The 23,510-nt window shown below is 68.4% G+C and carries 19 protein-coding genes and 5 pseudogenes; 15 read left to right on the top strand and 9 right to left on the bottom strand.

All coding sequences use genetic code 11. From position 1 onward, the window contains the following. Nucleotides 1-709: 709 nt before the first annotated feature. Nucleotides 710-1,405 (top strand): histidine kinase, encoded by a 696-nt coding sequence (locus tag IPK85_27075; protein MBK8251025.1) that lies wholly within the window; start codon nucleotides 710-712, stop codon nucleotides 1,403-1,405. A 42-nt stretch (nucleotides 1,406-1,447) separates the two neighbouring features. Continuing rightward, nucleotides 1,448-2,310: pseudogene (locus IPK85_27070) on the top strand (response regulator transcription factor). Nucleotides 2,311-2,332: 22 nt separating this feature from the next. Here the strand turns inward: IPK85_27070 and IPK85_27065 are convergent. Then, nucleotides 2,333-2,701 (bottom strand): hypothetical protein, encoded by a 369-nt coding sequence (locus IPK85_27065; protein MBK8251024.1) that lies wholly within the window; start codon nucleotides 2,699-2,701, stop codon nucleotides 2,333-2,335. 522 nt (nucleotides 2,702-3,223) lie between these two features. Here IPK85_27065 and IPK85_27060 point away from each other — a divergent pair. After that, entirely contained in the window at nucleotides 3,224-3,541 is a 318-nt protein-coding gene (locus IPK85_27060) for a hypothetical protein (GenBank protein ID MBK8251023.1), read from the top strand. Between the two features lie 10 nt (nucleotides 3,542-3,551). After that, a complete protein-coding gene (locus tag IPK85_27055) occupies nucleotides 3,552-5,129 on the top strand; it encodes an MBL fold metallo-hydrolase (GenBank protein ID MBK8251022.1) in 1,578 nt (525 codons plus the stop codon). 740 nt (nucleotides 5,130-5,869) lie between these two features. Here the strand turns inward: IPK85_27055 and IPK85_27050 are convergent. The 5 genes and pseudogenes from IPK85_27050 to IPK85_27030 form a co-directional block, all read right to left on the bottom strand. After that, nucleotides 5,870-6,421 carry a hypothetical protein gene (locus tag IPK85_27050; GenBank protein ID MBK8251021.1) on the bottom strand — a complete coding sequence of 184 codons (552 nt, stop codon included), beginning with the start codon at nucleotides 6,419-6,421 and terminating at the stop codon, nucleotides 5,870-5,872. A gap of 75 nt (nucleotides 6,422-6,496) precedes the next feature. Further along, complete coding sequence (locus IPK85_27045) at nucleotides 6,497-6,937, bottom strand: AraC family transcriptional regulator (protein MBK8251020.1); 441 nt, start codon at nucleotides 6,935-6,937, stop codon at nucleotides 6,497-6,499. A 344-nt stretch (nucleotides 6,938-7,281) separates the two neighbouring features. Further along, a pseudogene (locus tag IPK85_27040) lies at nucleotides 7,282-8,189 on the bottom strand (TIM barrel protein). A gap of 2 nt (nucleotides 8,190-8,191) precedes the next feature. Further along, nucleotides 8,192-9,478 (bottom strand): Gfo/Idh/MocA family oxidoreductase, encoded by a 1,287-nt coding sequence (locus IPK85_27035; GenBank protein MBK8251019.1) that lies wholly within the window; start codon nucleotides 9,476-9,478, stop codon nucleotides 8,192-8,194. Nucleotides 9,479-9,493: 15 nt separating this feature from the next. Next, nucleotides 9,494-10,300, bottom strand: a complete 807-nt coding sequence (locus tag IPK85_27030) for an SUMF1/EgtB/PvdO family nonheme iron enzyme (protein MBK8251018.1) — start codon at nucleotides 10,298-10,300, stop codon at nucleotides 9,494-9,496. On the opposite strand from IPK85_27030, the pseudogene IPK85_27025 reads away from it, so the two are divergent. The 6 genes and pseudogenes from IPK85_27025 to IPK85_27000 all read left to right on the top strand — a co-directional run bounded on the left by IPK85_27025 (nucleotide 10,188) and on the right by IPK85_27000 (nucleotide 15,089). After that, nucleotides 10,188-10,805, top strand: a pseudogene (locus IPK85_27025) (FAD:protein FMN transferase). The gene IPK85_27030 and the pseudogene IPK85_27025 sit on opposite strands and share 113 nt — an antisense overlap. A gap of 13 nt (nucleotides 10,806-10,818) precedes the next feature. After that, nucleotides 10,819-11,286, top strand: a complete 468-nt coding sequence (locus tag IPK85_27020) for an FAD:protein FMN transferase (protein ID MBK8251017.1) — start codon at nucleotides 10,819-10,821, stop codon at nucleotides 11,284-11,286. Between the two features lie 336 nt (nucleotides 11,287-11,622). Next, nucleotides 11,623-12,573 (top strand): hypothetical protein, encoded by a 951-nt coding sequence (locus IPK85_27015; GenBank protein MBK8251016.1) that lies wholly within the window; start codon nucleotides 11,623-11,625, stop codon nucleotides 12,571-12,573. Next, a complete protein-coding gene (locus IPK85_27010) occupies nucleotides 12,491-12,754 on the top strand; it encodes an endonuclease/exonuclease/phosphatase family protein (protein ID MBK8251015.1) in 264 nt (87 codons plus the stop codon). Before IPK85_27015 ends, IPK85_27010 begins: the two co-directional genes overlap by 83 nt. A gap of 384 nt (nucleotides 12,755-13,138) precedes the next feature. Then, nucleotides 13,139-13,966, top strand: a complete 828-nt coding sequence (locus IPK85_27005; protein MBK8251014.1) for an FHA domain-containing protein — start codon at nucleotides 13,139-13,141, stop codon at nucleotides 13,964-13,966. Between the two features lie 10 nt (nucleotides 13,967-13,976). Continuing rightward, on the top strand, nucleotides 13,977-15,089 hold the full coding sequence (locus tag IPK85_27000) for a Stp1/IreP family PP2C-type Ser/Thr phosphatase (GenBank protein ID MBK8251013.1): 1,113 nt from the start codon (nucleotides 13,977-13,979) through the stop codon (nucleotides 15,087-15,089). Between the two features lie 118 nt (nucleotides 15,090-15,207). Here IPK85_27000 and IPK85_26995 read toward each other — a convergent pair whose 3' ends face one another. Both IPK85_26995 and murQ read right to left on the bottom strand, forming a co-directional pair. Next, entirely contained in the window at nucleotides 15,208-16,338 is a 1,131-nt protein-coding gene (locus tag IPK85_26995) for an anhydro-N-acetylmuramic acid kinase (GenBank protein ID MBK8251012.1), read from the bottom strand. Next, nucleotides 16,335-17,160: pseudogene (gene murQ / locus IPK85_26990) on the bottom strand (N-acetylmuramic acid 6-phosphate etherase). Before murQ ends, IPK85_26995 begins: the two are co-directional and overlap by 4 nt. Nucleotides 17,161-17,342: 182 nt before the next feature. Between murQ and IPK85_26985 the strand changes: the two are divergent. From IPK85_26985 to IPK85_26975, 3 genes and pseudogenes are all read left to right on the top strand, one after another. Continuing rightward, the gene (locus tag IPK85_26985; GenBank protein MBK8251011.1) at nucleotides 17,343-17,999 is read left to right on the top strand and encodes a hypothetical protein; all 657 of its coding nucleotides are present in this window, start codon (nucleotides 17,343-17,345) and stop codon (nucleotides 17,997-17,999) included. A gap of 153 nt (nucleotides 18,000-18,152) precedes the next feature. Next, nucleotides 18,153-19,628, top strand: a pseudogene (gene ggt, locus IPK85_26980) (gamma-glutamyltransferase). 7 nt (nucleotides 19,629-19,635) lie between these two features. Further along, on the top strand, nucleotides 19,636-19,902 hold the full coding sequence (locus tag IPK85_26975; protein MBK8251010.1) for a gamma-glutamyltransferase: 267 nt from the start codon (nucleotides 19,636-19,638) through the stop codon (nucleotides 19,900-19,902). Nucleotides 19,903-20,019: 117 nt separating this feature from the next. On the opposite strand, the gene IPK85_26970 is transcribed toward IPK85_26975, so the two are convergent. Then, on the bottom strand, nucleotides 20,020-20,502 hold the full coding sequence (locus IPK85_26970) for an oxidoreductase (protein MBK8251009.1): 483 nt from the start codon (nucleotides 20,500-20,502) through the stop codon (nucleotides 20,020-20,022). A gap of 360 nt (nucleotides 20,503-20,862) precedes the next feature. On the opposite strand from IPK85_26970, the gene IPK85_26965 reads away from it, so the two are divergent. Then, complete coding sequence (locus tag IPK85_26965; protein MBK8251008.1) at nucleotides 20,863-22,002, top strand: UDP-N-acetyl glucosamine 2-epimerase; 1,140 nt, start codon at nucleotides 20,863-20,865, stop codon at nucleotides 22,000-22,002. After that, on the top strand, nucleotides 21,999-23,414 hold the full coding sequence (locus tag IPK85_26960; GenBank protein MBK8251007.1) for a hypothetical protein: 1,416 nt from the start codon (nucleotides 21,999-22,001) through the stop codon (nucleotides 23,412-23,414). Before IPK85_26965 ends, IPK85_26960 begins: the two co-directional genes overlap by 4 nt. The last annotated feature ends 96 nt before the right edge of the window (nucleotides 23,415-23,510 follow it).

The raw sequence follows: 23,510 nt of genomic DNA, 5'->3' as shown, positions 1-23,510 counted from the left end.
CGAGGGCCAGCCCGGTCAACAGCGAAGTGATGCTCTTGGAGACAGAGTATACGGGGGCGGCGTCGCTCCGTTTCGCGCCGCGAAAATAGTACTCGACCGGGGCGTGGTCACCGACCAGAAGCAGGAAGCTGCGGATATCCCCATCGCGCCATCGCGCATCTCGGCCACCAGCGAGTCGAGGCCGGCGCGGTGGACCTCGGGGGGCAGCGGAGAGACGACGCCATCCGTGGCGCACGCGCTCGTCGCGATGAGCGCCGCGGCGATGCTCCGCCGTCGACCGAAGCGCGGCGTGGCGATGGTCCACGCCCGAGCGGCGCACTGCGGAACGCGTCCCTCTGAGACGCGCGGGTCGCGCCATCGTTCGCCGTGGCCGGACGGAGCACAATTCGACAGGGGCATGATCTCGCGCGAGAAGGAAGGACGGGTGCGACCCACCGGATCCTACGAGGTTCATCGGCCACGGTTCTCGGACGTCGTCCCCCGGGATCGGCGATTCGTACCGCGGGGCAGCGACGGACCCCTCGCCCACCCCTGAAGGGTGCGTATCCTGCGACCCCGACACCTGTGAGTGCACGCATCGTACGTTTCCCCCATGACCGCGTCCCACACCCCCTGCTTCGTATACTCCGCGCCAGCCTGGGCATGTGGGCCACCGTGCTCGTTCCCACGTCGCGGCGGCCTACCGAGACATCTGCGGCGCGGCATTCCCGTGGGACTGCAGGAACTCCTGGGCGCGTACCTCGTGGCGTATGTGCCATGGGTCGCCTATACGACCCTGCTGTACCGTACCATGGAACGTCGGACCGTCGTTCTCAGCGAGCGCCGGACCGTGGTGCCCCTGTACGTGGGCAGTCTCGTGATCTTCCTCGTCCCGGAGATCTTGTGGCAGGTCGCGGCGGTAACCCTGCGCAATGCCGCAGATCCGGTAAAGGCCTTCCTTCCCGCCTTGCGTCGCTGGCCCGCAGAGTTGTGGCTTCTGGACCTGGCCCTGATGACCGGCAGCTTCATGGCGATCTACGCGATCGTGACGGTGCGCGAAGGGCGCGCGCTTCGCGCGCGTCAGCAGGCGGCCGACGCCGAACGCCTCGCCCTGCAACTGGAACTCGAGCAGCAGCGCCTGCGCGGCCTGCGTGCCCAGCTCGAACCGCACTTCCTGTTTAATGCCCTGAGTGCCATCGCCGGATTGGTGCGCAGCAACGACCAGCGCGTGGCCATCGACGCCATCGGCCAGCTCAGCGCCCAACTCCGACATGCCATCACGGCATGCGCAACACCAAACATCCCGGTGCGCCGGCCAATCCCGGGCTTGGGCTCGGCCTGCGCGGCATACGGGACCGGCTGGCCTTGCTGTTTGGAGCGACCGCGCGCCTCGAAGCCGGCCCGTCGGACGGACATTTCGTGGTGACCCTCTTCCTTCCCGTGGCACCGGCGCATGAATCGTGACGTGATCCAGGTGCTCATCGTGGACGACGAGCCGCTGGCACGCACCAACCTGCGGCATGCCCTCGCGGCGCATCCGCAGGTTCGCGTCGTCGCGGAATGTCCGGGGGTGGCGGAGGCCCGCGCGGCCCTCAACGCGAGCCCGAGCGACGCGACTCCGGGCGCGGGACGTGCGGTGGAGGCGACTGACGCCTCCGTGGACGTTGTGTTCCTCGACATTCCGGATGCCGGGGAGAGTGGATTGGTCCTGCGCGCGAACTCGTCTCCCGCGCCGAGCCTCCGATCATTGTCTTCGTCACTGCCCACGGGGACTTTGCCATCGAGGCGTTCGAGATTCATGCCCTCGACTACCTGCTCAAGCCGGTGGAGGACACACGGCTCACGCAAGCGGTGGCCCGCATCGAGGAGATGCTCCGCCTGCGCCAGCGGGCCGCCTATGCCATCGCGGTCCGTGACTACCTGACGGATGCATCCGAGCCCGGCGGCGGGCAGCCCACGCCGTACCTCACCCGGTTGAGCGTGCGTTCGGTTGGGCGTATCGAGTCCATCGCCGTGGACGACGTCCGATGGTTTGCTGCATCGGGCAACTACGTGGAGCTTCACCTCGCGAAGCGCGTCGTGCTGCATCGCTTGACGATCGGCGCGCTCGAACGACGGCTCGATCCTGCCGTCTTCCTGCGGGTCCATCGGAGCGCCATCGTGCGCCGCGCGGACGTTGGCGTGCTGCGCGTCACCGGCGATGGCACCTACCTCCTGCAGCTGCGTTCCGGCGCCCAGGTCCCCGTGAGCGAGCGCTATGTCGACGCGGTGCGCGCGACGATGGGGAGTAACCCCATCCCGCCCCACTACGGCTCGCGGACGAATCGATAGTAGTAGCCCAGCTCGCTCCAGCTCACGCCACCATCGTCGGAGCGATACAGCCGCTTGACGAAGGCGTCAGGACCGATTTCCCCGTCGACCTCGCGATACAGGTAGGTGCCCTGGTCGTCGCAAATTCGCCGACCCTCGATATCACATACTGGTCGCCATCAAAGCGGCCGCTGAACTCCACACGCTGGTTGCGCCGAGCGTCCGAGTAGCGGTGCACCAGACCGCGGGCCGGATCAGCCGTGATCAGGTGCACGCCGTGAAAGCCGTCAGCCCTTGCCTCGTGGTACTCCACGAGGAGGCTCAGCCCGTCGCGCAGGTATCGCGCGCGCATGAGGGAGCGGGCGGGCTGTTCGACGAAGGCACCGCCGGCATTTCTCACGAAGTTTCGCACGGACCAACGCCCGGTGAGGTAGACGAGTCGCCGGAGGCCCGGCGCGGCCCTTCGCTGGCTACCGCACGATCAGCCTCCACGGCTTGCGGTCGCAATGGGGCGGCCAAGGTGCTGAGGACGAGAAGGGGCCTCGCCGAGTGGCCGCATGGCGCTTGAGCTCCTGATGCAAGGGACAAGCAAGATCACTCGCCTTGCGACCTGGGTGCAGGCACGGTCCCCCGCGTTCAGCACGCGCGGACGGCTGCTCGTCCCATGCGAGGAACACGGACGTCGCGCCGTCGTACTCGCAGACATCGCTGCAGCGCTGCGACCACCATCGTCCCTCCTTCACGCTCATGCACACCAGGCCCCTTGCCTCCCTGTTCGCCGCCGCGCTGCTCGCGGCCCCACCCGTCGCCGCGCAAGGCGCACCCGCCGGAAGGACGGAGGCTGCACGGGAACGTTTGCGCTTCATTGAGGGAGCTATCGCGTTTCCTCCGGTGTCGCCGGAGACACAGCGACCTCGGTCTGGCGCTTTGGCCCGTGCTGGGCGGCAAGTACTTCGAGCTCGATGAAGTGTTCCGCGTCGCCTTTCGCGTGACCGTCGGCTATGACTCCACGAGCCAGCGGTACCGCATGAGCCTGCTGGACGCCGGCACCGGCGCGTTTGATATCTACGACGGCGACTTCGATGCCAACGGCGCGCTGGTCCTGCAGAACCCCCACTTCTGGCGCGTCTCCTTCGCCCCCACGTCAGCGGGCCTGATCTGGCGCTTCGAGCATTCCACGGACCGTGGCGCGACGTGGAAGGGCCAGCCCGCTTCGGAGATGAAGCGCATGCGCGTCGTGGAACATCCCTGACCTCCTCAACGTGAAGACCAACGCCCGCACCATCGCGACGGACGTTGATCACTTCGCGCCTCCCCGTCACGCGTCGGGCGGCTACCCCTGCCGGCTCCCCTTCACCGATAGCTCGCCTGTGCGTATCACCACACTCGCCCGCGCGTTCTCCACGGCGCCCCTCCTGCTTGGCGCCTTCACGCCCCTCCGCGCGCAATCCGCAGCACCGGGGGCGCCGCTCGCGCAGATCCATGTCGCGACCGGCGACGCGCGTTCCTACTTCACCAATGCCTGGTGGATCGAGTCAGCTGAGGGGCTCGTGCTGATCGATGCCATGTGCCTGCGCAGTGACGTCGACCGGCTCATCGCCAGCCTGCGCGCGACAGGCAAGCCGCTCGCCGCGGTGATCATCACCCATCCCCATGCGGATCACTTCGGCGGGCTGCGCCAACTAAAGGAGGCGTTTCCGCGCACCCCGCTCGTCGCCACTCGGCCGACCGCTGACGCGATGCAGGGCGTCCACGACCAGGCGCTGCAGCCTGGTGGTTGGCTCGCCGCGTTAGGCAGTGACTACGAGCGCCGGCTGCAGCGCCCCGATTCCCTGGTCCCGTCCGGGAGCACGCTGCGCCTCGCGGGGCTCACCGTCACCCTCCGGGACTACGGACCGGCGGAGGCGGAGAACAATACGGTGGTCCATGTGCGCGAGTTGGGCGCGCTCTTCACCGGCGACCTTACCGTGGCCGGGGGCGCGTACTACATCGGCGAGCAGCATTCACGGCTCGCCATGGTCGCGTTGTCACAGCTTCTAGTCGACTACCCGGGGCCGGTCACCGCGTACTCCGGCCACTTCGCCCCCATGCCGCTGGGGACCGTGGTCCAGGAGAATCTCGAGCAGCTGCGCTTCTATCGCCTCGCGGCGGCTGCGGAATTCGCCGACTCCGTGTCACTGGCCCCAACGGGAGCGCTCACTCCCGCCGCGATGCGACGCCTGACCCGAACCTACGCCGGGTTCCTGCGCGAACGGAACACCTACGGCATGGGGCCCGTGGGCGTCGCCCAGATGAATGCGAGCGGCATCGTCGCCGAGATGCGGAGTGCAGCACCGGTTCGCGTGCCGCCCATCCACCAGCAGGTGCGCGCTGGGCTGCGGCCGTTGCGCTTCTTGCTCGGCCGGTGGGCGGGCACCCAGTTCCCCGCTGACACATCGCAATCCAGTGCCCTGCCGATACTTGAGCTGGCGACAGAGTTCGTCCCGGTGCTGGGCGGCGCGGCCTATGAGGGCCGCATGACGGCCCCTGGGTACCGCTTTGTGCTCACCCTGTCGTACGACGCCGCGCAGCAGCGCTATCGTGTGAGTGCCCTCGACGACGCCTCCGGCCTGTTGGACGTCTTTGATGGCACGGTGCGCAGCGATGGGGCCCTCGTGGTCGACAACGTGCGCGCCGGTACCTACTACATGAATCCGCGCGGCGAGCGTGTCCACTCGCGCCTCACCTTCGTTCCAACGGCGGGTGAGCTGTTCCGCCTGGACGTGCACGAATCATCGGACGGCGGCGGGACGTGGAAACCCGCAACGCGCTACGAGGCGACGCGACGGCTCGCGCCATGAACGTCCGAACGCCTCCTCGGCAGACGCATGACCCATCGCTGGCGGCCGGAGCGTGTCGTGGTTCGCGGCGCAGGCGGAGGAAGGCTCCCGCAACGGCCCGATGAACGCAGGCCGAGTCCCGAGTGCAGGCGACGTCGGCCCGCGCGCGCTTGACAGCGACCCGACGTGTTGCGCCAGTGCCATATTGAGCAGTGTCTGCGGCGCCGGAGAGCGTGTGCCGCGTCGCCGTTGGCGCGCGCAATGTCATGCCTGGCCCATGCTGCGTCGCGTTGGCGCGCTGCAGTGCCCCGCGTGGCGTGTGCAACGTGGCGGAATGACCTGACGAAGCGCCGAATGCCGCCGGCAGCGTGATCGTTGGAGATGACAACGTGCCGATCGACCCGCGCGGCGTCGCGTCGACTGGTTGACAACGCGGCGAGCGCCGACGTCTGCGCCCCAGGTGGCGCTGTCCGAGCTCCGATTGGCGGTGTCACTGCCCCAATTGGCGATGACCGAGCCCCGATTGGCGTTGTCCGAGCCTCGGTTCGCGTCGTCCGAGCCGCGATTGGAGGTGACAGCGCGCCGTTTGGTGCGGTAAACGCTCCCGCAGGTGCCGACCGCGCTCCGGCGGGCGCTGCCTGAGCACCATGCGGTGGCGTACGCGCCACGTCGGGTGGTGTCCGCGCCACAGGGACAAGCGCCTGCGGCGCGTCGAGTTGGCGCCGTGAGACCGACCACGGCCGGTCGCGCGCGTCGGCCGCCTACCGAGGGGCGCGCCGCAGCCGCATCTCCATCGTCGGGAACCACTGCTGGCCGTCACGGCTGAACTCCCCAAGTTCGTGCCACTCCCCTTCGGGAGTCAGCCGGATCGTATACCGCGTCCGCCCCCCCGGCACCTCGAAGCCCCAGGTGAATCCCTGTCCCTCCGACAGCGGTGTCACCACGAAGGTCCCCTCGCGACCCTCATGGGTCATCGATCGCAACTGGTACCCACGCTCCGGGCGCCAGTCCAGCACGCCAAACGCCTGGAACGCCGTATCCCCGACGGTTCCGTCCTTCAGCATCCGGCCAATGCCATCGATCACGAGCACCTGGCCACTCAGCGCGAATCGGACATGTTCGGCCTGGCGGACGTGCTCCGTGCGCCCGGGACCCATCACTATCCGCGCGTCGCCGCTCCACTCACCGACCATGAACGCGAGCTTCTGCATGGCCTCACGGCGCGCAACCGGGTCCGACGCCGTCGGCTGCGCGTCAGACGACACGGCGGCAAGGATCGACACCGCGACGAGAACCCGCGCAACAGCTGACATGACCGACACTCCGGGTGGGATGACAACCGAAAGCTGCCGCGGCGCGCCGCGGTCGGCTTGAAGGAATCCGCCACCTCACGGACGGATCTTCCCGTGACTGATCCGCCCGATCAGTCGCGCCACCTCACTGGGTGGCGCTCCATGAATCTCCCGAAACTCGCGCGTGAGGTGCGCGTGGTCGGAATAACCGACATCCGCCGCGATGTAACTCCAGGTCGTGGCGGGGCCTCGACGCTGGCGTGCCGCCGCCTCGCGGAACCGGCGCACCTTGGCATAACGCTTGAGCGTGAGTCCCGTCGCTGCCCTAAATCGCCGAAGGAGCGTGCGTGGGGTCAGCCCCACCGTCCCCGGCAACTCCCCCCACCGGGATCGCCCCTTCGACGCGACGATGGCCAGGACGGCGAGCCGGACCGGCGCGTCGAGCGGGACGGTGGCCCAGTCACTCCCGAGGGCCCAACGAGACAGTGCATGCCGTACCGTATCGTCCCCCGCCCCGTCGTCCACCGCGCGTACCACGTCCGTAGCCGCCGCCGAGAGGTGGGCAGGCGCCCGTTCACTTCGCCCGACCCACGCGCGGCATCAATGCCGAGGCAAGCGGCCCCCGCATCTGGCCAGAAACGCATCCCCCAGTACCGATCGCCGGGGAAGATCGGCACCACCAGCGGACGGTCGTGCGCCCCGATGAGGATCGTCTCCGTCAGTCGCCGCACGTGCGAGGCGACCGCCACGCTCACGCACCCGTCCGGTGGCACAAAGTGCTGGACCACGCCTTCGCTCTCCGCCGGCCGCTCAAAGCTCCAGATGGACAGCAAGTGATCGGCGAGTTCCGGCGCGACGGGATACTCCTCGTAGCGCACCGGTCAGGGCGCGTCGGCCCGCACGTATGCGTCGATCACGGCGCGCTCCCCCTCACGACCAGGCCGCGCATTCCCGTGCTCCATCCCCACGATGCCACGAAAGCCCTTCCGCACCAAGTGGGAGAACACGTTCTGGTAGTTCACCTCCCCGGTGTATGGCTCCTTGCGCCCCGGGTTGTCCCCCACCTGCACGTACGCCACCTCGTCCCACGCCGCATCGAAGTTCGGGATCAGATTCCCTTCGGTGATCTGCTGGTGGTAGGCATCAAACAGGATCTTGCAGGCCGGGCTCCCCACCGCCTTGCAGATCGCATAGGCCTGCGGAATGCGTGTGAGAACATGCCGGGATGGTCGCGCAGCGTGTTCAGCGGCTCCAGCACCATCACCAGCCCATGCGGTTCGAGGATCGCACTCGCGCGCTTGAGCGTCTCGATCACGTGGGCCGTCTGGTACTGCATCTCCAGGCGCATGTCGATGTGCCCGGGGACGACGGTCATCCAGGTCGCCCCGACCCGCTTCGCGACATCGACGGACCCGCGCACCTCCTCCAGGAACTTCGTGCGCGCGGCGGGATCCCCCGAGGCAAGGGTCGGCGCCGTCCACCCGATGGTATGGGCGACGAACACTCCCATACGCATCTTCAACCGGCGCATCGCATCGGCGATGCGCTGCTGCTCGGCCACCGGACGTTCCCGCATCCCGTTGTCTTCCAGCGCGGTGAACCCTTCCGCGGCCATGAACTCGAGTTGCGCGACGACGTCCTCGCCCGCATGCGCACGGAACATCCCGAAATGCGGCGCGTAGGCCAGGCGGAAGGTCCGCGGGGCTCCGCCCTGCGCCTCGACCCCTCCAGGGACCGCAGCGGCAAGCCCAGCCACCAACCCGGACTCAACAAAGGCTCGGCGATCCATGGTCATTCGCTCCACCGCCGATCGACCTTCGTGCGCCCGGGCATGGGCACGGGGGGAACGGCGTATGCCCCTTGTCCCGCCGGCGGGGTCAGGTCCTGCGTCGACGCCAGCAGCTGGTCCCAGGTGATCACCTGGCCGGTATACGCGGCCTCGCGGGCCATGATCGCCGACAGGGTGCTCTCCGCCACCTGCTGCCCCTCGTTGAGCGGCTTGCCATCGCGAATGCTGGCGATGAGGTCGGTGTGCTCCTGCACGTAGGGGTTCACCTTCACCCCGGCATAGCTGAACGCACTGGCCCCGACGATCTTCTCGGCCGCGTCGGTCGTTCCCTTCGTCCCGCGGAACTGCTCGCCCACATGGTCGGCCGTGCCGTCGATCTGGCGGCACATGCTCGTCACGTGCACGCCGCCCGGATACTCGAAGTCCACGGCGAAGTGATCGAAGATGTGCCCGTGTTCCGCCCCGGTGCGCCATTGCCGCCCACCGACCCCCACGGCGCGCACCGGGTGTGACCCCACGACCCAATTGGCCACGTCGATGTTGTGGATGTGTTGTTCCACCACATGGTCGCCGGAGAGCCAGGTGAAGTAGAGCCAGTTGCGCACCTGCCAGTCGAGGTCGCTCCACCCCGCTTGCCGCGCCGCGTGCCACAACCCGCCCTGGTTCCAGAACACCTGCCCGGAAACGAGCTCGCCGATCGCGCCGCCATGGACACGTTCAATGACCGCGCGATACGACGGGTCGTGGCGGCGCTGCGTGCCGGCGACCACAGCAAGTCCCTTCGCCTTGGCACGAGCCGCGGCCGCGATCACGGCGCGGACCCCGGTGGGATCCACCGCGACCGGCTTCTCCATGAAGACATGCTTGCCCGCGTCGACCGCCGCGGCAAAGTGCACGGGCCGGAACCCCGGTGGGGTCGCAAGGATGACGAGGTCAATCCCGCTGGCGAGGACCTTCTGGTACGCGTCCATCCCGCTGAACGCGTGGCCGTCGTCCACCTTGTACTTCGCGGCGAACGCCGGATTCTCCGCCGCCGCTTTGGCGAGGTGCTCGCGGCAGCTGGACACACGGTCCGCAAAGAGGTCGCCGACGGCGACCAGCTCAACACCCTCGCTGCCCCGCAGGCAGTCGCGTGCCGCCCCGGTCCCGCGACCACCGCACCCGACGAGCCCCACCTTGATGGTGGCCGCGGACTCCCACGGCATGGCCCGCAGCGGACGCGCGAAGGCGAGTCCCGCCGCCACACCCGCTCCCGCCTGCACGAAATCACGTCGCGAATATCCGGACATCTCGCCTCCCTGGGGTTACGGCTCGCGCACGATGCAAAAGCCTACAAAGGGCCCATCACTCAGCCACCAGCTGCTTTTTGGAATTTGTGGATCGCGCTCGTTCCAGCTCTCCCCCTGCCGCGCGCGCGCCAACGGTCCCACGGCCCCAGCAGGATCCTGCCACGACCCGCCCCGCACGACCAGCGCCCGATCATCAGGGATCACCCACTCCGCCACGTTCCCGAACAGGCGGTAGATCCCCGGCGCGGTCAGCGCCCCGCTCGTCACCGGCCTGGTGCCAGCTCCGGGCATGCGACTCGCCGTCGCTTCTGCCGTCCGCCGACTGCCGTCTGCCGTCTCTCGCCCGCCGTCTGCCGTCCCACTCCCCGCGAGGTCCGCCGCGCGCTGCCACTCCGCCTCGGTCGGCAATCGATACTTGTGGCCGGTGACCGACGACAGCCATGCGCAGAACGCCATCGCCGCATCACGCGTCACGGAAATGACCGGGTATCCGGCGTGACCGAACCCATAGTCCGGGTTGCCATACGGACGCGACGGCCCCGCCACCGCATCGGCACCCGCTGGCGAATATCGTGGCGACGGCGCGCGACTCATCGTGAAGGCGTCGTAGGCATCCCACGACACCTCGGTCCGCCCGAGCAGGAAACCCGGGACGTCGCGGCGCGATCCCGCCACGGTCACGGCACCGGCCGGGACGCGCACCAGCTCGATGGTGACCAGGGTCCCGGGGATGGAGTCGCGCACGATCTCCTGTCCCCAGAGACGGGGCGCCAGCATGAGGACGGACGCGGCGAGGAAACGCCGGAACTGGTGGGCGGTCACGGTGCCACGACGGTATTACCTTCGGCCCGGAATGTCTACCGCTCTCCTGGGGTTCCTGCTCCTGACCGGCGCGGTGGCGCCGGACACCACCCTGCGGGCCCACACCTTCCGCGAAGTCCACCTCGGCGTCGCCGTCCGGATCACCCTCTGGTCGCCTAACGAGGCACACGCCCGGGCGGCCGCGACCGCGGCCTTCCGGGAGATCGCGCGCCTCGAAGACGTCTTTTCGGACTGGCGCCCCACAAGCGAACTTCGGCGTCTCGAGGCCGGGGGCACCGGATGGCAACCGACGTCCCCCGAACTCGCCGAGCTCCTCGGGAAGGCGATGCAGGTCGCACGGGCAAGCCGCGGCGCCTTCGATCCGACCATCGGCCCCCTCACCCGTCTGTGGCGCGCCGCGCGACACACCGGATCGCCGCCGGGCGCGCGCATGCTCGCCACGGCGCGCGCGCGCGTGGGACATGCCCACCTCGATGTGGATACGCTCGGCCGGCGCGTGCGACTGCGTCGCGCGGGGGATGCAACTCGACCTCGGCGGCATCGCAAAGGGGTACATCCTGCAGCGGGCGCTCGACGTGCTCCGGCAACATGGGGCGCCACAATCACTCGTCGAGGGCGGTGGGGACCTCGTCGTTGGCGAGGCACCGCCAGGAAAGCCGGGATGGACTATCGCGACCCCCCTCGCCGACACGACCATGGCAGCGCTGGCTGGCGCGTTGGCCAATGCCGCGCTGGCCACCTCAGGACCCACCGAGCAACAGATCGTGGTGGACGGCCACCGGGAATCGCACATCCTGGACCCCGCGACAGGACGCGGCACGCGAGGGCCTCAGGTCGCGACCGTCATTGGGAGGGACGCCGCAGTGGCGGACGCGGTCGCCACCGCCCTCACCGTCCTGCCCCCCGCGGAGGGTCGGCGACTGCTCGCAATGTTCGGCCTTCGTGGCGCCCTGCACGACCCGGTGCCGGCGTCCCCGCCCCGGTAACGGCGGGGCAATCATAGCTCCCCATCGCGGCGCGACCCCTGCCGTCGCGACAGGAATGATGGTTGCATACCTATCCCCCGCGGCGCGGGGAAGGGGTCACGAGTCCCCCGCGCGCGCACCAAGATCCCACCCCGCAGCACCAGCGCCCAGCCCCCGGTTCCAGCCTGCAGCCACCCTCGACCAGCGGCCAGCCACCTTTGCCCTCCATCGCGGTCACCTGCAAGTGCGGCGAGCAGTTCAACGTCGACGAACGCTATCTCGGCCAGGTCATCACCTGCTGGAAGTGCAAGCGTCCCATGCGGCCGCGGCATCGCGTGCGCACCCCCCTCGCAGTACGTGCACGTGGCGCAACGCGCGCTGTCACTCCGCGATCGCGTCACCGCCATCCGCGAGCGACTAGGGAGGGCCATCCGGCACAGCTGGCCCTTCGCGCAGCCATGGATCGAACGACGCCCGGTTGTCTTCTATCTCGCTATCGCCTCCTGGTTTCTCCTCGCAGGCGTGGCCGCCGTTGCGGTGGTGCTTCCAACACTTGGGGACCGCTGGATTCCGGCGACCGTCCTGCTTTACGCGGGCCGCTGGACATACCTGGTCCCCGCCGTCGGGCTCGGCCTGCTCTCCCTCGCTGTCTGGCGCCCCTTGCTGGTGCCCAACCTCCTCTCCGTCGGGATCGTCCTTGGCCCCATCATGGGCTTCCAGCTCGGCCTCCGCAGCTGGTTCCCCGCACCATCTGGCGAGCCCCTGCGGATTGTGACCCTGAACGCGGGCGGTGGCAGCGTTGTCGCGCCTGAGCTCGTCGCGCTCATGGACTTATGGAAGCCGGATATCCTGGCGTTCCAGGAATGCGGCCCCGCGCTCCAGGCCGTGATCCGTACGATCCCCCGTTGGCACTCGCACGACGCAAATCCCCTGTGCCTGCTGTCCCGTTTTCCCATCAAGGACGCACAGTCGATGAACCGGGACGACCTCGAGCGCGTGCGGGGCGCCGAGCGTACAGGTGCGGGAGGTGCTGGGTACGTCACGCTATGTCCTCGAAACCCCGGCTGGGCTCCTCGGGGTGACAAACCTTCATCTCGAAACAGCCCGGAAGGGCTCGAATCCGTCGCCGAAGGTGACCCGGACCTGACGCGGCTTCGGGACAACATGGATATCCGGGAGATGGAGGCGCGTCGAGCGCGCGTTTGCCGACGGTGGCGTCATCCCCATGCTGATCGTTGGGGACTTCAACGCCCCCCCGGAAAGCCGCAACCTCAGGGACAGCTTTGGAGACCTGACGAACGCGTTTGATCGGTTGGGGAGCGGTTTCGGCTACACGCGCTACAATGGCTGGATCCGGCTTCGGATTGATCATGTGTTCAGCAGTACTGGCGTCCGTCCGATCCGGGCGCGGGTTGCCGGAGACGTCGGCTCGGACCATCGGCCGGTGATCGTCGACTACAGAGTCCTGGACCGAACCAGCGAGCGTTAGGGCATTGCAACAGTGCGACGACTGATGCGCGCACGCCGTGGGCTCGCAGCTTTGTCGCCACAGCTTTCGGGCGATCTTCCCCGCGAAACACACGCATCTCCAAGCAGCGCATGGGATTCCGGCGCCGCCGAATCCGGCACTGGAGTTGCTCCGTACGCCTGTGTGTGCCATTTTCGGACGTCCTGCGGGCCCTGATTCCCTCATATTTTCCTGCTTTCACGTGGCAGCTTGCACCAAGTGCAACCAGCGACTCTCCCCGGTGTGCGATTCTGCACCGGGTGTGGCGAGGCCACGCCAGGTCTGATCATCGGGACGACTGGGCGCGCCCAGTTTCCTCCCATGCTCGGCAGGTGCGACAAATGTGGGCACGCTAACCGAGTTGGCGTGCCTTTTTGTGCACGGTGCGGCTTTCGGATGGCCATCGTGACCGATGAGACGTTGACGTTCTGTCGGACCTGCGGGACGATTCGCACCGACGAGACGGCGCGCTTCTGTTCGGGCTGCGGGACCAGGATCGGCGGAGGTGGGCCACCAGGTGCCGGGGGAACGGCGCCACGTGGTATTCCGCAGGTCTCGACCCGTGCGTCGCTCACCGTGCTCGACGCGGCCGGCACGGCCGCACGCGTGATTGCCCTCGAGAGCGACTCCGCCACGATCACGACCGACGGGGTCGAAATCCTGGTGGGCGACGGGCACGCGGGGGGTGACGGCGCCACCCTCTCCCTGCGATCGGACGGCGCAGAGGTGGAGCCCGTGGGTGATCCCCGGGCCCTCTACATCTTCCTGACCACCGAGACCCAGCTGAATGACGGTGATGTCCTGCTGTTGGGATCGCAGGTCATTCGTTATCGTCGCTGGGTGGATGACGGCACCTACTTCGCGGACCAGTCGATGCTGGGATCGATCCTGCCGGGTCGCGACTGCGCGGTCCTCGAGCAGTTGCGCAGCGACGGACGCGTTCGGGACATGATGTACCTGTGGCCGGGGCGGTCGGTCCTCATCGGCCGGGAAGAGGGAGACTGGGTGTTTGCCTTCGACCGCACCATGAGTGCTCGGCATGCTTCGATCACCTGTGCCGCCGATGGCACGTTGTCCGTGCGCGACGTCGGGAGCCGCAACGGGGTGGCGGTCTCCGTTCGTGGGCCGCGTCGCATGACCAGCGGACAGCGTTTGTCCCTGGCCGGGAAGGTCATGCGCGTGGACCTCGCCTGACGTTCGCGGGATGAAGACTCCCATTGAGGTGAAGGCAGCGCGCCTGCAGGGCGGCGGGGACGGTGGCTCCATCATGGTCGAGGTGTATGCGGTCACCGATGTGGGCCGCACGCGCGATCACAACGAGGACGCCTTCCTCGTCTCTGACCTGGCGACCGGGCAGCCCCTCGACTTCGACGCCTCGGTCCAACAGCGCGTCGGCGCTCGGGGCCTCCTGTTCATGGTCGCCGACGGCATGGGCGGCGCCGCCGCTGGCGAACTCGCGAGCGCAACGGCCGTGGATGTCGTGCTGCGTTCGTTGCGCGACGACTGGTCGGCCGCCGCGCCGGGCGCACCGGAACTGTTCGTCGACGCCATCGAGCGTGCGGCCCAAACAGCCAACAGCGTCATCTACCGCTACGCGACCGACCACCCCGAGGTCCGCGGGATGGGAACCACGGCGACCATCGCCGGCCTCCTGGGCGATACCCTGTTCCTCGCCCAGGTCGGCGACTCCCGGGCCTACCTCGTCCGCGACGGTGTCGCCCGTCAGCTCACCAAGGATCAGTCGCTTATCCAGAAACTGGTCGAAGCCGGTGAGATGACCGAGGAGCAGGCGGAGCATTCCGAACGCAAGAACATCATCCTCCAGGCCCTCGGCCCGGAAGCGCATATCAAGGTCGACCTCACCCACCAGCGCGTGCGGCGCGAAGACGTCCTGATCCTCTGCAGCGATGGACTCTCCGGGCTCGTGAGAGGGGAGGACATCGCGCGGTGTGTTCGGGAGGAGCGCGACCTGCTCACGGCGTGCCAGCGGATGGTGGATCTCGCCAACGAGATGGGCGGGCCCGACAACATCACCGTGGTTGGCGCGCGCTTCGACGGCGCTGGCCTCAAGCGCGCCTCGGCTGACGATGCGGTGGGACACCAGCTGTATGAGCGAAGCGGGCCGCCGGCTGCGCCGGGCACCGATCTCGATTCGCTACTCCGCGAACGCACCGCCGCCATGATGCGCGGCACGCCGATCGAACCCTTCCCTGCTGCGGTCGTCGCCGAACGCCGGCGTCAGGGACTGATGATTCGTGCGGCGCTCGCGGCGGCCGGGGCGCTGCTGTCGTTGTACCTGCTCTGGCGGTGGCTCTAGCGGGAGCAGCGGTACTGATGCGGCACGAGAAGCACGAGACTTGAGCAGCACGGGCGGCACGCCTCCCGTGCTGCGCGTACTGCCCGTGCCGCTCGTGCCTCGCTGTGGCAGTTATCGGCTACGGGCCGCCGCCCCCACAGGTCTTCCCCAGCACCCTCCCCCCGCGCGCGCCCGTCGCCGCCGGCACGTTCCCCGGGCGCCCCGTAAGGTGCAGGTAGCCCAACAACGCGAAAGCCGCGGCCTCCTTGGCCTCGCCGTCAAAGAATAACTGGTCGAACCGCCGGACCGGGATCGGGGCGACCGCGTGGGCAATCGCCTCGACGAGCACCGGATTCTGCGCCCCGCCGCCGGACACCACCAACTCGGCCACCGGCTCCGGGACAAACTGTCGCAAGCTGCTCCCGATCGACCGAGCCGTGAGGGCCACGGCTGACGCCACCAGGTCCGGCCCCTTCGCCTGCGGGTGTTCGGCGCGGCATCGCTCGATAAAGGTGGTGATGTATGCCGCATCGAAGAACTCGCGCCCGGTGGTCTTGGGTGGCGGCGCGAGGAAGTACGGATCATCCAGCGTCGCCTCGACGGCCGCGTGGATCACCTGCCCCTGGCGCGCCAGACGACCATCCACGTCGTAGGTCAGCGACGGATCTACGCGCTGGGTCACGCCGTCGATCACGACAACCCCGGGGCCGGTGTCGAACGCCCGCAGCCCGAGCTCGCCGCCACCCGGCGGGACCAATGTCACGTTCCCGATCCCACCGATGTTCTGCAGCGCCCGCCAGGTGTCCGGCGACGAGAAGAGCACGCGATCCGCCATCGAGACCAGCGGAGCTCCCTGGCCCCCCGCGGCCACGTCGGCCACGCGGAAGTCGCTGATGACCCGACAGCCCGTGCGCTCGGCGATCACCGCGGCTTCGCCGATCTGCCAGGTGGAATGCCCCGGCACGTGCCAGATCGTTTGGCCGTGCGAGGCAATCGCCGCCACGTCGCCGCGGGCAATACCCGCCTGTGCGAGGACGCGGATCGCCGCGGCCGCCAGCCATTCTCCCAGGTCGAAGCCCAGTCGACAATACTCCTCCGGCGTGCCCCCAACGAGCGCCTGGGCCAGCCGGGCGCGATCACCCATCGCATAGGGCGCCACATCAAACCCAAGCAACTCAGCCTCCACCCGTGCCCCGACGTCGCGAAACCGGACGACCGCGGCCGAGATCCCGTCGAGCGAGGTCCCCGACATCAGGCCGACGACGATCATGCGTTCCTCCCGCTGGCGCCGAGGACCTTGCGAATCACCCCGTCGTGCGACGCGAGGGCCTGCTGCGCGTCGGACAATGAGCCGCCGGTCGCGTGCATGACAATCGCCAGCTTCACGCTCCGATCCGCCGCTTGCAGGAGGTCGCGCGCCACCTCGCGCGTCACGTCGCAGACCTCCATGACGATCCGCTCCGACCGATCGGCCAGCTTCACGTTGGTGGCGCGCAGGTCCACCATCAAGTTGCCGAACGTCTTGCCCGTGCGAATCATCGCGCCGGTGGTGAGCATGTTGAGGATCATCTTGGTGGCGGTCCCCGCCTTGAGACGTGTGGATCCGGTCACGACCTCCGGCCCGGTCACGGCGACAATCGCCTGGTCCACCCTCTGCTCGAACTCGGCATCGATCGGCGTGCAGGCCAGCATCACCGTGCGGGCACCGCGCTCCCGCGCACGCAGCAATGCCCCGCGCACAAACGGCGTCGTGCCTGAGGCCGCGATCCCGACCACCACGTCACCCCTGGCGCACCCCGCGCTCGTCCACGGCCTGCGCGCCGCCCGCCGGGTGGTCTTCGGCCCCTTCCTGCGACCGGAACACCGCCGGCTCTCCTCCGGCGATGATCCCCTGCACCAGATCGGGATCCGACCCGAACGTGGGCGGGCACTCGGAGGCATCCAGGATCCCGAGGCGACCGGAGGTGCCCGCCCCGACGTAGAACAGTCGCCCTCCCGCCCGGAACGCGTCCTCGACGAACCCCATCGCGCGCGCCACCGGCTCCCGTACACGCGCGACCGCATCCGCGACGGTTCGATCCTCGGCATTCATGGCGTCGACGATCTCCAGGGTCGTCGCGAGGTCGATGTCGGTCGTGCGCGGGTTGCGGTGTTCCGTGATGCGGGGTCGAGCGGGGGGGCTGGGGCGGGGGGGACGGCACGTCGCGGTGTCGAAGGAAGTGGGATCGCGCGGCAAGGTGCCGAGCGACGTAAACTTACCCCGTGCTGCCGCCCATGCTGAAACGCCTCGTGCCCGCCCTGATTGCGCTCGCCGGACTCGTCGAGCCGCTGGACGCCCAACGTCGTCCCCGCGAACGCGCACGGGACCAAGGGCTCGTGGTGGGAAACGCCCCGCGCTGGTTCGCCACCGCCGGCCCCGGGATCCACTGGGGTCCGTATGTGGTGGACGATGCCACCGGTAGCACCTGGGACCTGGATGCGGCGTTCTCCCTGCGCGGCTCACTGGAGCGGGAGGTCGCGCGGTTTCTGGCGGTGGGGGTGGCGTTCAACTACGCGCGGCTTCCCCTGAACTTCAACACCTTCGGCGGGACCTCGGGGTGCAGCCGTTGTGCGGCCGATGCCACGATCAGTTCGTATGGTGCGACCGTGCGTTATGGCGGCGGCCCCGGCTTCCACCAGGTGATCGAAGGGTTCCTGGGCGCGCTGCGTTATGGCAACTTCGCTGTCACGGGTCGCGAGGTGGACATTTCGAACACCGATTTCGCCTTTGGGGCCGGGTATGGGTTTGGCTACACCATCGCCCCTGACTGGCAGTTGCAGTTTGTGCAGGATGGCTTGTACGCGGTGCACGAGCGGAGCACATCCGGCCAGGGCGGCGGGCGCTTCGCGCGGCACTTCAACTCGAGATTGTCGCTGCGTGTGGGGTTTTAGTGTGCACCCGCCGTCGCGTCTCGCGCGAGACCCGAGGTGTTGTATTTCGGCGCATGCCGATGATGTCTCGTCCCGACGACACGCGGACCCTCGTGTCACTGCACCCGCGATCGTTCGTCGCCAGTGTCTCCCTCCTCCACCCCCACGTGTGACATGAACCGTCGTCTCCTGGCCTGTGCCGTCCTTGGTGCGCTCGCGTGCGCCCGCACCCCGTCACCCGAGGAGTCGTTAGGCGGTGGTGTCCCGCCGCGGCAGGCCGCGACCTTCCCCGCTGGCTGGCGCTTCGCCGCGGGCAGCCCGGCCGCCTTTGGCAAGGAGTTCATGATCGCCAGCAACGAGCGCCGGGCCTCGGATGCGGGCAACGAGATCATCCGGGCCGGGGGCAACGCCGTCGATGCCGCCGTGGCCGTGGGATTTGCCCTCGCCGTCACCTACCCGGTCGCGGGCAACATCGGGGGCGGTGGCTTCATGGTGATCCGCATGGCCGACGGTCGCAACGCGGCCATCGACTATCGGGAGGTCGCCCCGCTCGCCGCCCATCGCAACATGTACCTCGATGCCGCCGGCAATCCCACCAACGAAAGCATTGTGGGTTACCGCGCGTCAGGCGTCCCGGGAGCGGTCGCTGGCATGGCAGAAGCGCTGGCCAAGTACGGCACCCTGACGTTGTCGCAGGTGATGCAACCCGCCATCAGGATCGCGCGGGACGGCTTCACGGTGGACTCGTCGCTGCACCTCTCGCTCGCCTCCAGCCGCGACTACCTCGCCCGGTTTGACGGCAAGGACGTCTTCTTCCCCAACGGCCAGCCCGCTCGCCGTGGGGGCCTGTTCCGGCAACCGGCCCTGGCCCGCTCCCTGGAGTACATCGCCAGCACGGGCCCGAAGGCGTTTTACGACGGACCGGTCGGCGACTCCCTGGTGGCGGCGATGACGCGCGGCGGCGGCATCATCACCCGCGAGGACCTGCGACGATACACCCCCGAATGGCGCGCCCCCATCCGCAGCAGCTACCGCGGCTACAGCCTGTTCACCATGCCGCCCGCCTCGTCCGGCGGCATCACCATCACCGAAACACTTAACATGCTGGAGACCTGGTCACAGGTCCCGGCCTGGGGGACGCCGGAGTACGCCCACCTCCTGGGCTCGGCCTACCAGCGTGCGTTCATCGACCGCAATAACAAGCTGGCCGACCCCGCCTTTGTCCAGGTCCCCATCGCGCAACTCACCAGCAAGGCGTACGCGCGTACGCTGGCCAGGACGATCGACCCGGCCCGCAAGACGCCCACCCCGCCCAACGGGGCGCAGATCATCGAAGGCCAGCACACCACGCACTATTCCGTTGTGGACAACCACGGCAATGCGGTCGCGACGACCACCACCATCAACAACGGCTACGGCTCCGCGGTCTACCTGAAGACTGTCGGGTTCTTCATGAACGACGAGATGGACGACTTCGCCACGGCGCCCGGCAAGCCCAACATGTTCGGCCTGGTGCAGTACGAAGCCAACGCCATCGCCCCAGGCAAGCGCATGCTCAGCGCGATGTCACCCACGATCGTCCTCGACCCGCAGGGTGAATTGCTCCTGGTGGTTGGCGCAGCCGGGGGGCCGCGCATCATCACCGCGACCTCCCCAGGTGATCCTCAACGTCATCGAACACCGGATGTCGCTCGCCGACGCGATGCGCGCCCCGCGCCTGCACCACCAGGCGTTGCCGGACACCCTGATGGTGGAGACGGGTGGCCTCACGCCGGAGGCCGAGTCCGGCTTGCGGGCGATCGGGCACGCCGTGCGGTACATCCCGGGGATCGCGAACGTCAACGCGGTGATGCGCGTGAAGGGTGGCTGGGAGGGCGTGAGCGAACCGCGAGTGGGTGGCACCGGAGGGACCAGCGCGCGCTAGCTCCGGCCGCCACTCAGGCACGGAGCATAAGGCGCGCCCATCCGGTCGGCGCGAACATCACCGCATCTGGATTCCCAAGGGTGACAAGCACGTTCGCCAACGGCAGGCAGTACGTACTTAGTCCTCGAGGCCTTTCCATGACCAACGAGGCATACGCAGGCCTTCCGGGACATCCTGCCGTGAACGCGGATACGCCGCCATGGTCGTCGTCGTCATCCATACAAAGTAGTCAAGCAGTGCCTGCCTCAAGGCCGGCTCCAGGCTACCCAGATCGTCCAGCGCAAGCGAGAAGCACGCGATCGCCCGCACATCCATCTCCTCGTGTGCCCCATTGCCACTGTGCATTCGCACGACTGACGATTCTGTGCCGTACTCCGCCGAGTAGGTTGCCGGACCGCCCCAAGCCTCTGCCCAGTACGCAGCAAGCCGTTCGGTGTGCTGTGGGTGGTAGCCATGACTGAAGGCGTGCGCGACCACCTCATCGCCAAGACAGCGTTCGTGCCAGGCATGGGCCAAGCGAAGTACGGCGTTCATCCCGCCCAAGGCATCGAAGAGCGGAGGTCGCGGCACGGGGAGTGGGAGTTCGACCGGAGTGGGCATTGTCGTTCGGTTCACACGGGCGCTCATGCGACGGGCAGGCAAAGGATGCGACGGAAGTACACCACCAGCAATGGCAGTGCCGTAGACGCCGAGAACATGAGGAGTGCCCAGCGGCATTCGCGCGGTCGCCGTTCGGTCAGCTTCCCGCAGCAGTTTCGAACCCACCTGCGGTCGCCGCCGAACCCCACGGGGGGTGCCGCGACCGAGCCAGGCTGTCTTCGGATCCGACTCCTCCTCGTCGTCATTCCGTGCGCCGGCCAGGCGACGACGGGGCGGCGCCGCGTCAGGACGACCGAGCAGACCGGCCACTACCTCCCTCCCACCGAGGGTGGCCCAACACATGCATCATGCCGCGCACTGATGCCACGCTACCGCACCTCCCGGCCCGAATCGACCCCGCGCCGCCGCTGGCGGCCCGACGTCGCCCTGTGTTATGGCACGCGGCCACAGGTGGTGAAGGTTGCCCGACTCCTCCCCGCCCTGCAGCAGGAGTTGAGCGTCTTCACCGTGGACACGGGGCAACACTATGATGACGCCCTGCGCGGTGCCCTCTATCGGGATTTGGAGCTCGCGGCACCCGACGCGTTCCTCGGCGTTGGCCCGGGGCATCCGATGGAACAGGCCGCTCGTATGTCGGCAGCCACGACCCTGGTGCTCTCGCGCATGCGCCCACGGATGGTCGTGGTCGTTGGAGACACCAACTCGACCCTCGCCTGCGCGCTGGCAGCCTCGCAACTCGGCATCCCTGTCGTGCACGTCGAGGCCGGACTCCGGTCGGGCGACCCGGACATGGCCGAGGAGCGCAACCGGTGCATTGTGGATCATGCCAGTGCCCTCCTGTGTGCACCGTCGCTCCGGGCCGCGGCGACGCTGGCACGGGAGGGGGTCACCGGACAGGTGGTCGTCACTGGCGACATCGCGCGCGATGTGTTGGAAGCGTCCGTCGCGCGCTTGCCCACGGCCAGGGCCGAAGCGCCGTTTGTGCTCAGCACCCTGCATCGCGCCGAGTTGACTGATGCTCCAGAGCGGCTCCAAGAGGTGATCACGGCGCTGGGACAACTCGCGCTCCCGGTGTTGCTTCCCCTGCACCCCCGCACCCGCGCCGCGATCGATACGCCGGCCGGCCCTTTCCCCTGGCCGCAGAATGTGACCGTCACGCCGCCGCTGGACTACACGCGCATGCTTTCGGCCATCCGCGACGCCAGCGTCGTCGTGACTGACAGCGGGGGCGTTCAGCGCGAAGCGTACTGGCTCGGGACGCCGTGCGTGACGATGCGTGGGATCACGGAATGGGTGGAGACCGTTGAGCTGGGAGCCAATCGGCTGATCGCCCCGTCAGGCGTCCGGTCGCTGCCGCAGGCGATCGACGCCGCGCGGTGCGCGCCGCGTGATTGGCCGCGCGACACCTATGGGTGCGGCGACGCCGGCCTGCGCATCGCCGCAGCGATCAGCGCCATGCTCCCCGCGCGTCGCCGCGCGTCACCCCTCCCCGTCGGGTGAGCCACCGTCGACTGGCCAGGGGGCTCCTGGCCGTGCTCGTGGGACTCCTGGTGTTCGCGCACTGGCACCATGGTCCCCAACTCGGTGCAGACGATCACGGGCAGTACCTGCTGCACGCGCGCGCGCTCGTTGAGGGACTCCCGTATACCGAGATCGGCTTCCTTCACTCGCAATACTCCACCTTGGTGGCACCCGTGGCCGAACCACCGGGCATGCCCGCAGCACTCGCGTTGGCGATGGCCGCCGGCGTGTCCTGGCGATGGGTGCTCGTGCTGTCGTTCGTGCTGGCCATCGTTGTGGTGTATCGCTACTGGCAGGATGAGGAGCAACCCTGGGTTGGCGTCGGTGTCGCCGCCTGGACGGCCACGGCGCTCGGGGCACCGCACGCGTTCGACACGGTGATGGCGGACCTCCCGTTTATCGCGTTCACCTGGATGGCGCTCCTCGCCGCTCGGCGCCCGGGGCACGCGGCCACCGCCGCCCTCGTGATCGCCGGATCGTTGGCGTTCTCGTTCCGTATGGCCGCCCTTCCATTGATTCCGGCCGCAGCGACGATCGTGCTCCTTGGACCTGACCGGGCTGCACGAACGCGTTGGGGCATCGCGTGCCTCGCCTGGACGCTGGTGGCCCTGGCCATCCTCGTCGGGATGTCGGCTGGGAGCGCCCTTGGAAGCGAAAGCGTGCGCGGCCCGGCAGCGTTGGTTGCCGACCTTCGGCTGAACCTCGCGGCGATGTTGGACGGTGCCTGGCAAGCGCTTCCCGTCATGGTGCCCGGGCGTGTGGCCCGATGGAGCCTTGGTGCCATCGTGTTCTCGCTGGCCTTCGCCGGCGGATGGTCGCGGCTGCGCGACTCTCGGCACCGCGCGACCTTGGTCGTGGGTGCCTGGTACGTGCTGATGCTCCTCGCCCTGCCCACGCGAGCCGGACGGTATCTCTGGCCGCTCGTCCCGCTGGTACCTGCATGCCTCTTTTGGGCTCTGCCCCCACGCCTCGACCGCACCCGTGGCCGGATCGTCGCCATGATCGCGGCGGGACTGGTCGCGGTGGGCGTGGGGCAACAACTCCGGCACGCACCACCAGGCACGTGGGCTTCGACACCCGACGTCGTAGCCGTGACACGCTTTCTCTCGTTGGCACACGATGCCGACCCGTCGACACGTGTGGCCTTCTTCAGTCCCCGGGTCCTGACCTGGGAGACCGGGATCCCCTCCGCCCCGCTGTTCGGCGCTGAACCGGACACGGCGCGAGCGTTCCTTCTCGAGCACGGAATAACACACATCGTGCAGGGAGACGCGGGTACCTGGGCCATTGGGGCTGCGGGGATGGACACCCTGCTGGCGGCAGAGCGCCCGTGGCTTCGTTTGGTTTTCGAGACAACCTCCCTCCGCGTCTGGCGCGTCGAGGCCAAATAGCGTCAGCCCGTGTGGAACGTGGGTCACAAACATGTGGCGTGACGGCCTCATGCATTCGGGGTCAATGCGCCTCGTCTTGGACCGGGCGTCCGCCTG

The organism is Gemmatimonadota bacterium (assembly GCA_016712265.1).
GTDB lineage: Bacteria > Gemmatimonadota > Gemmatimonadetes > Gemmatimonadales > Gemmatimonadaceae > RBC101.
Note: the sequence above shows the minus strand (reverse complement) of the source record. Positions and strands in the feature narration are given on the sequence as shown.

Coding starts and splice junctions, on each gene's coding strand:
- IPK85_26995 (MBK8251012.1), bottom strand. CDS start 16,338: ATGATCGTCGTCGGCCTGATGTCGGGGACCTCGCTCGACGGGATCTCG.
- IPK85_26985 (MBK8251011.1), top strand. CDS start 17,343: ATGCTGAAACGCCTCGTGCCCGCCCTGATTGCGCTCGCCGGACTCGTC.
- IPK85_27035 (MBK8251019.1), bottom strand. CDS start 9,478: ATGTCCGGATATTCGCGACGTGATTTCGTGCAGGCGGGAGCGGGTGTG.
- IPK85_27010 (MBK8251015.1), top strand. CDS start 12,491: ATGCTGATCGTTGGGGACTTCAACGCCCCCCCGGAAAGCCGCAACCTC.
- IPK85_27050 (MBK8251021.1), bottom strand. CDS start 6,421: ATGTCAGCTGTTGCGCGGGTTCTCGTCGCGGTGTCGATCCTTGCCGCC.
- IPK85_26970 (MBK8251009.1), bottom strand. CDS start 20,502: ATGCCCACTCCGGTCGAACTCCCACTCCCCGTGCCGCGACCTCCGCTC.
- IPK85_26965 (MBK8251008.1), top strand. CDS start 20,863: ATGCCACGCTACCGCACCTCCCGGCCCGAATCGACCCCGCGCCGCCGC.
- IPK85_27000 (MBK8251013.1), top strand. CDS start 13,977: ATGAAGACTCCCATTGAGGTGAAGGCAGCGCGCCTGCAGGGCGGCGGG.
- IPK85_27020 (MBK8251017.1), top strand. CDS start 10,819: ATGCAACTCGACCTCGGCGGCATCGCAAAGGGGTACATCCTGCAGCGG.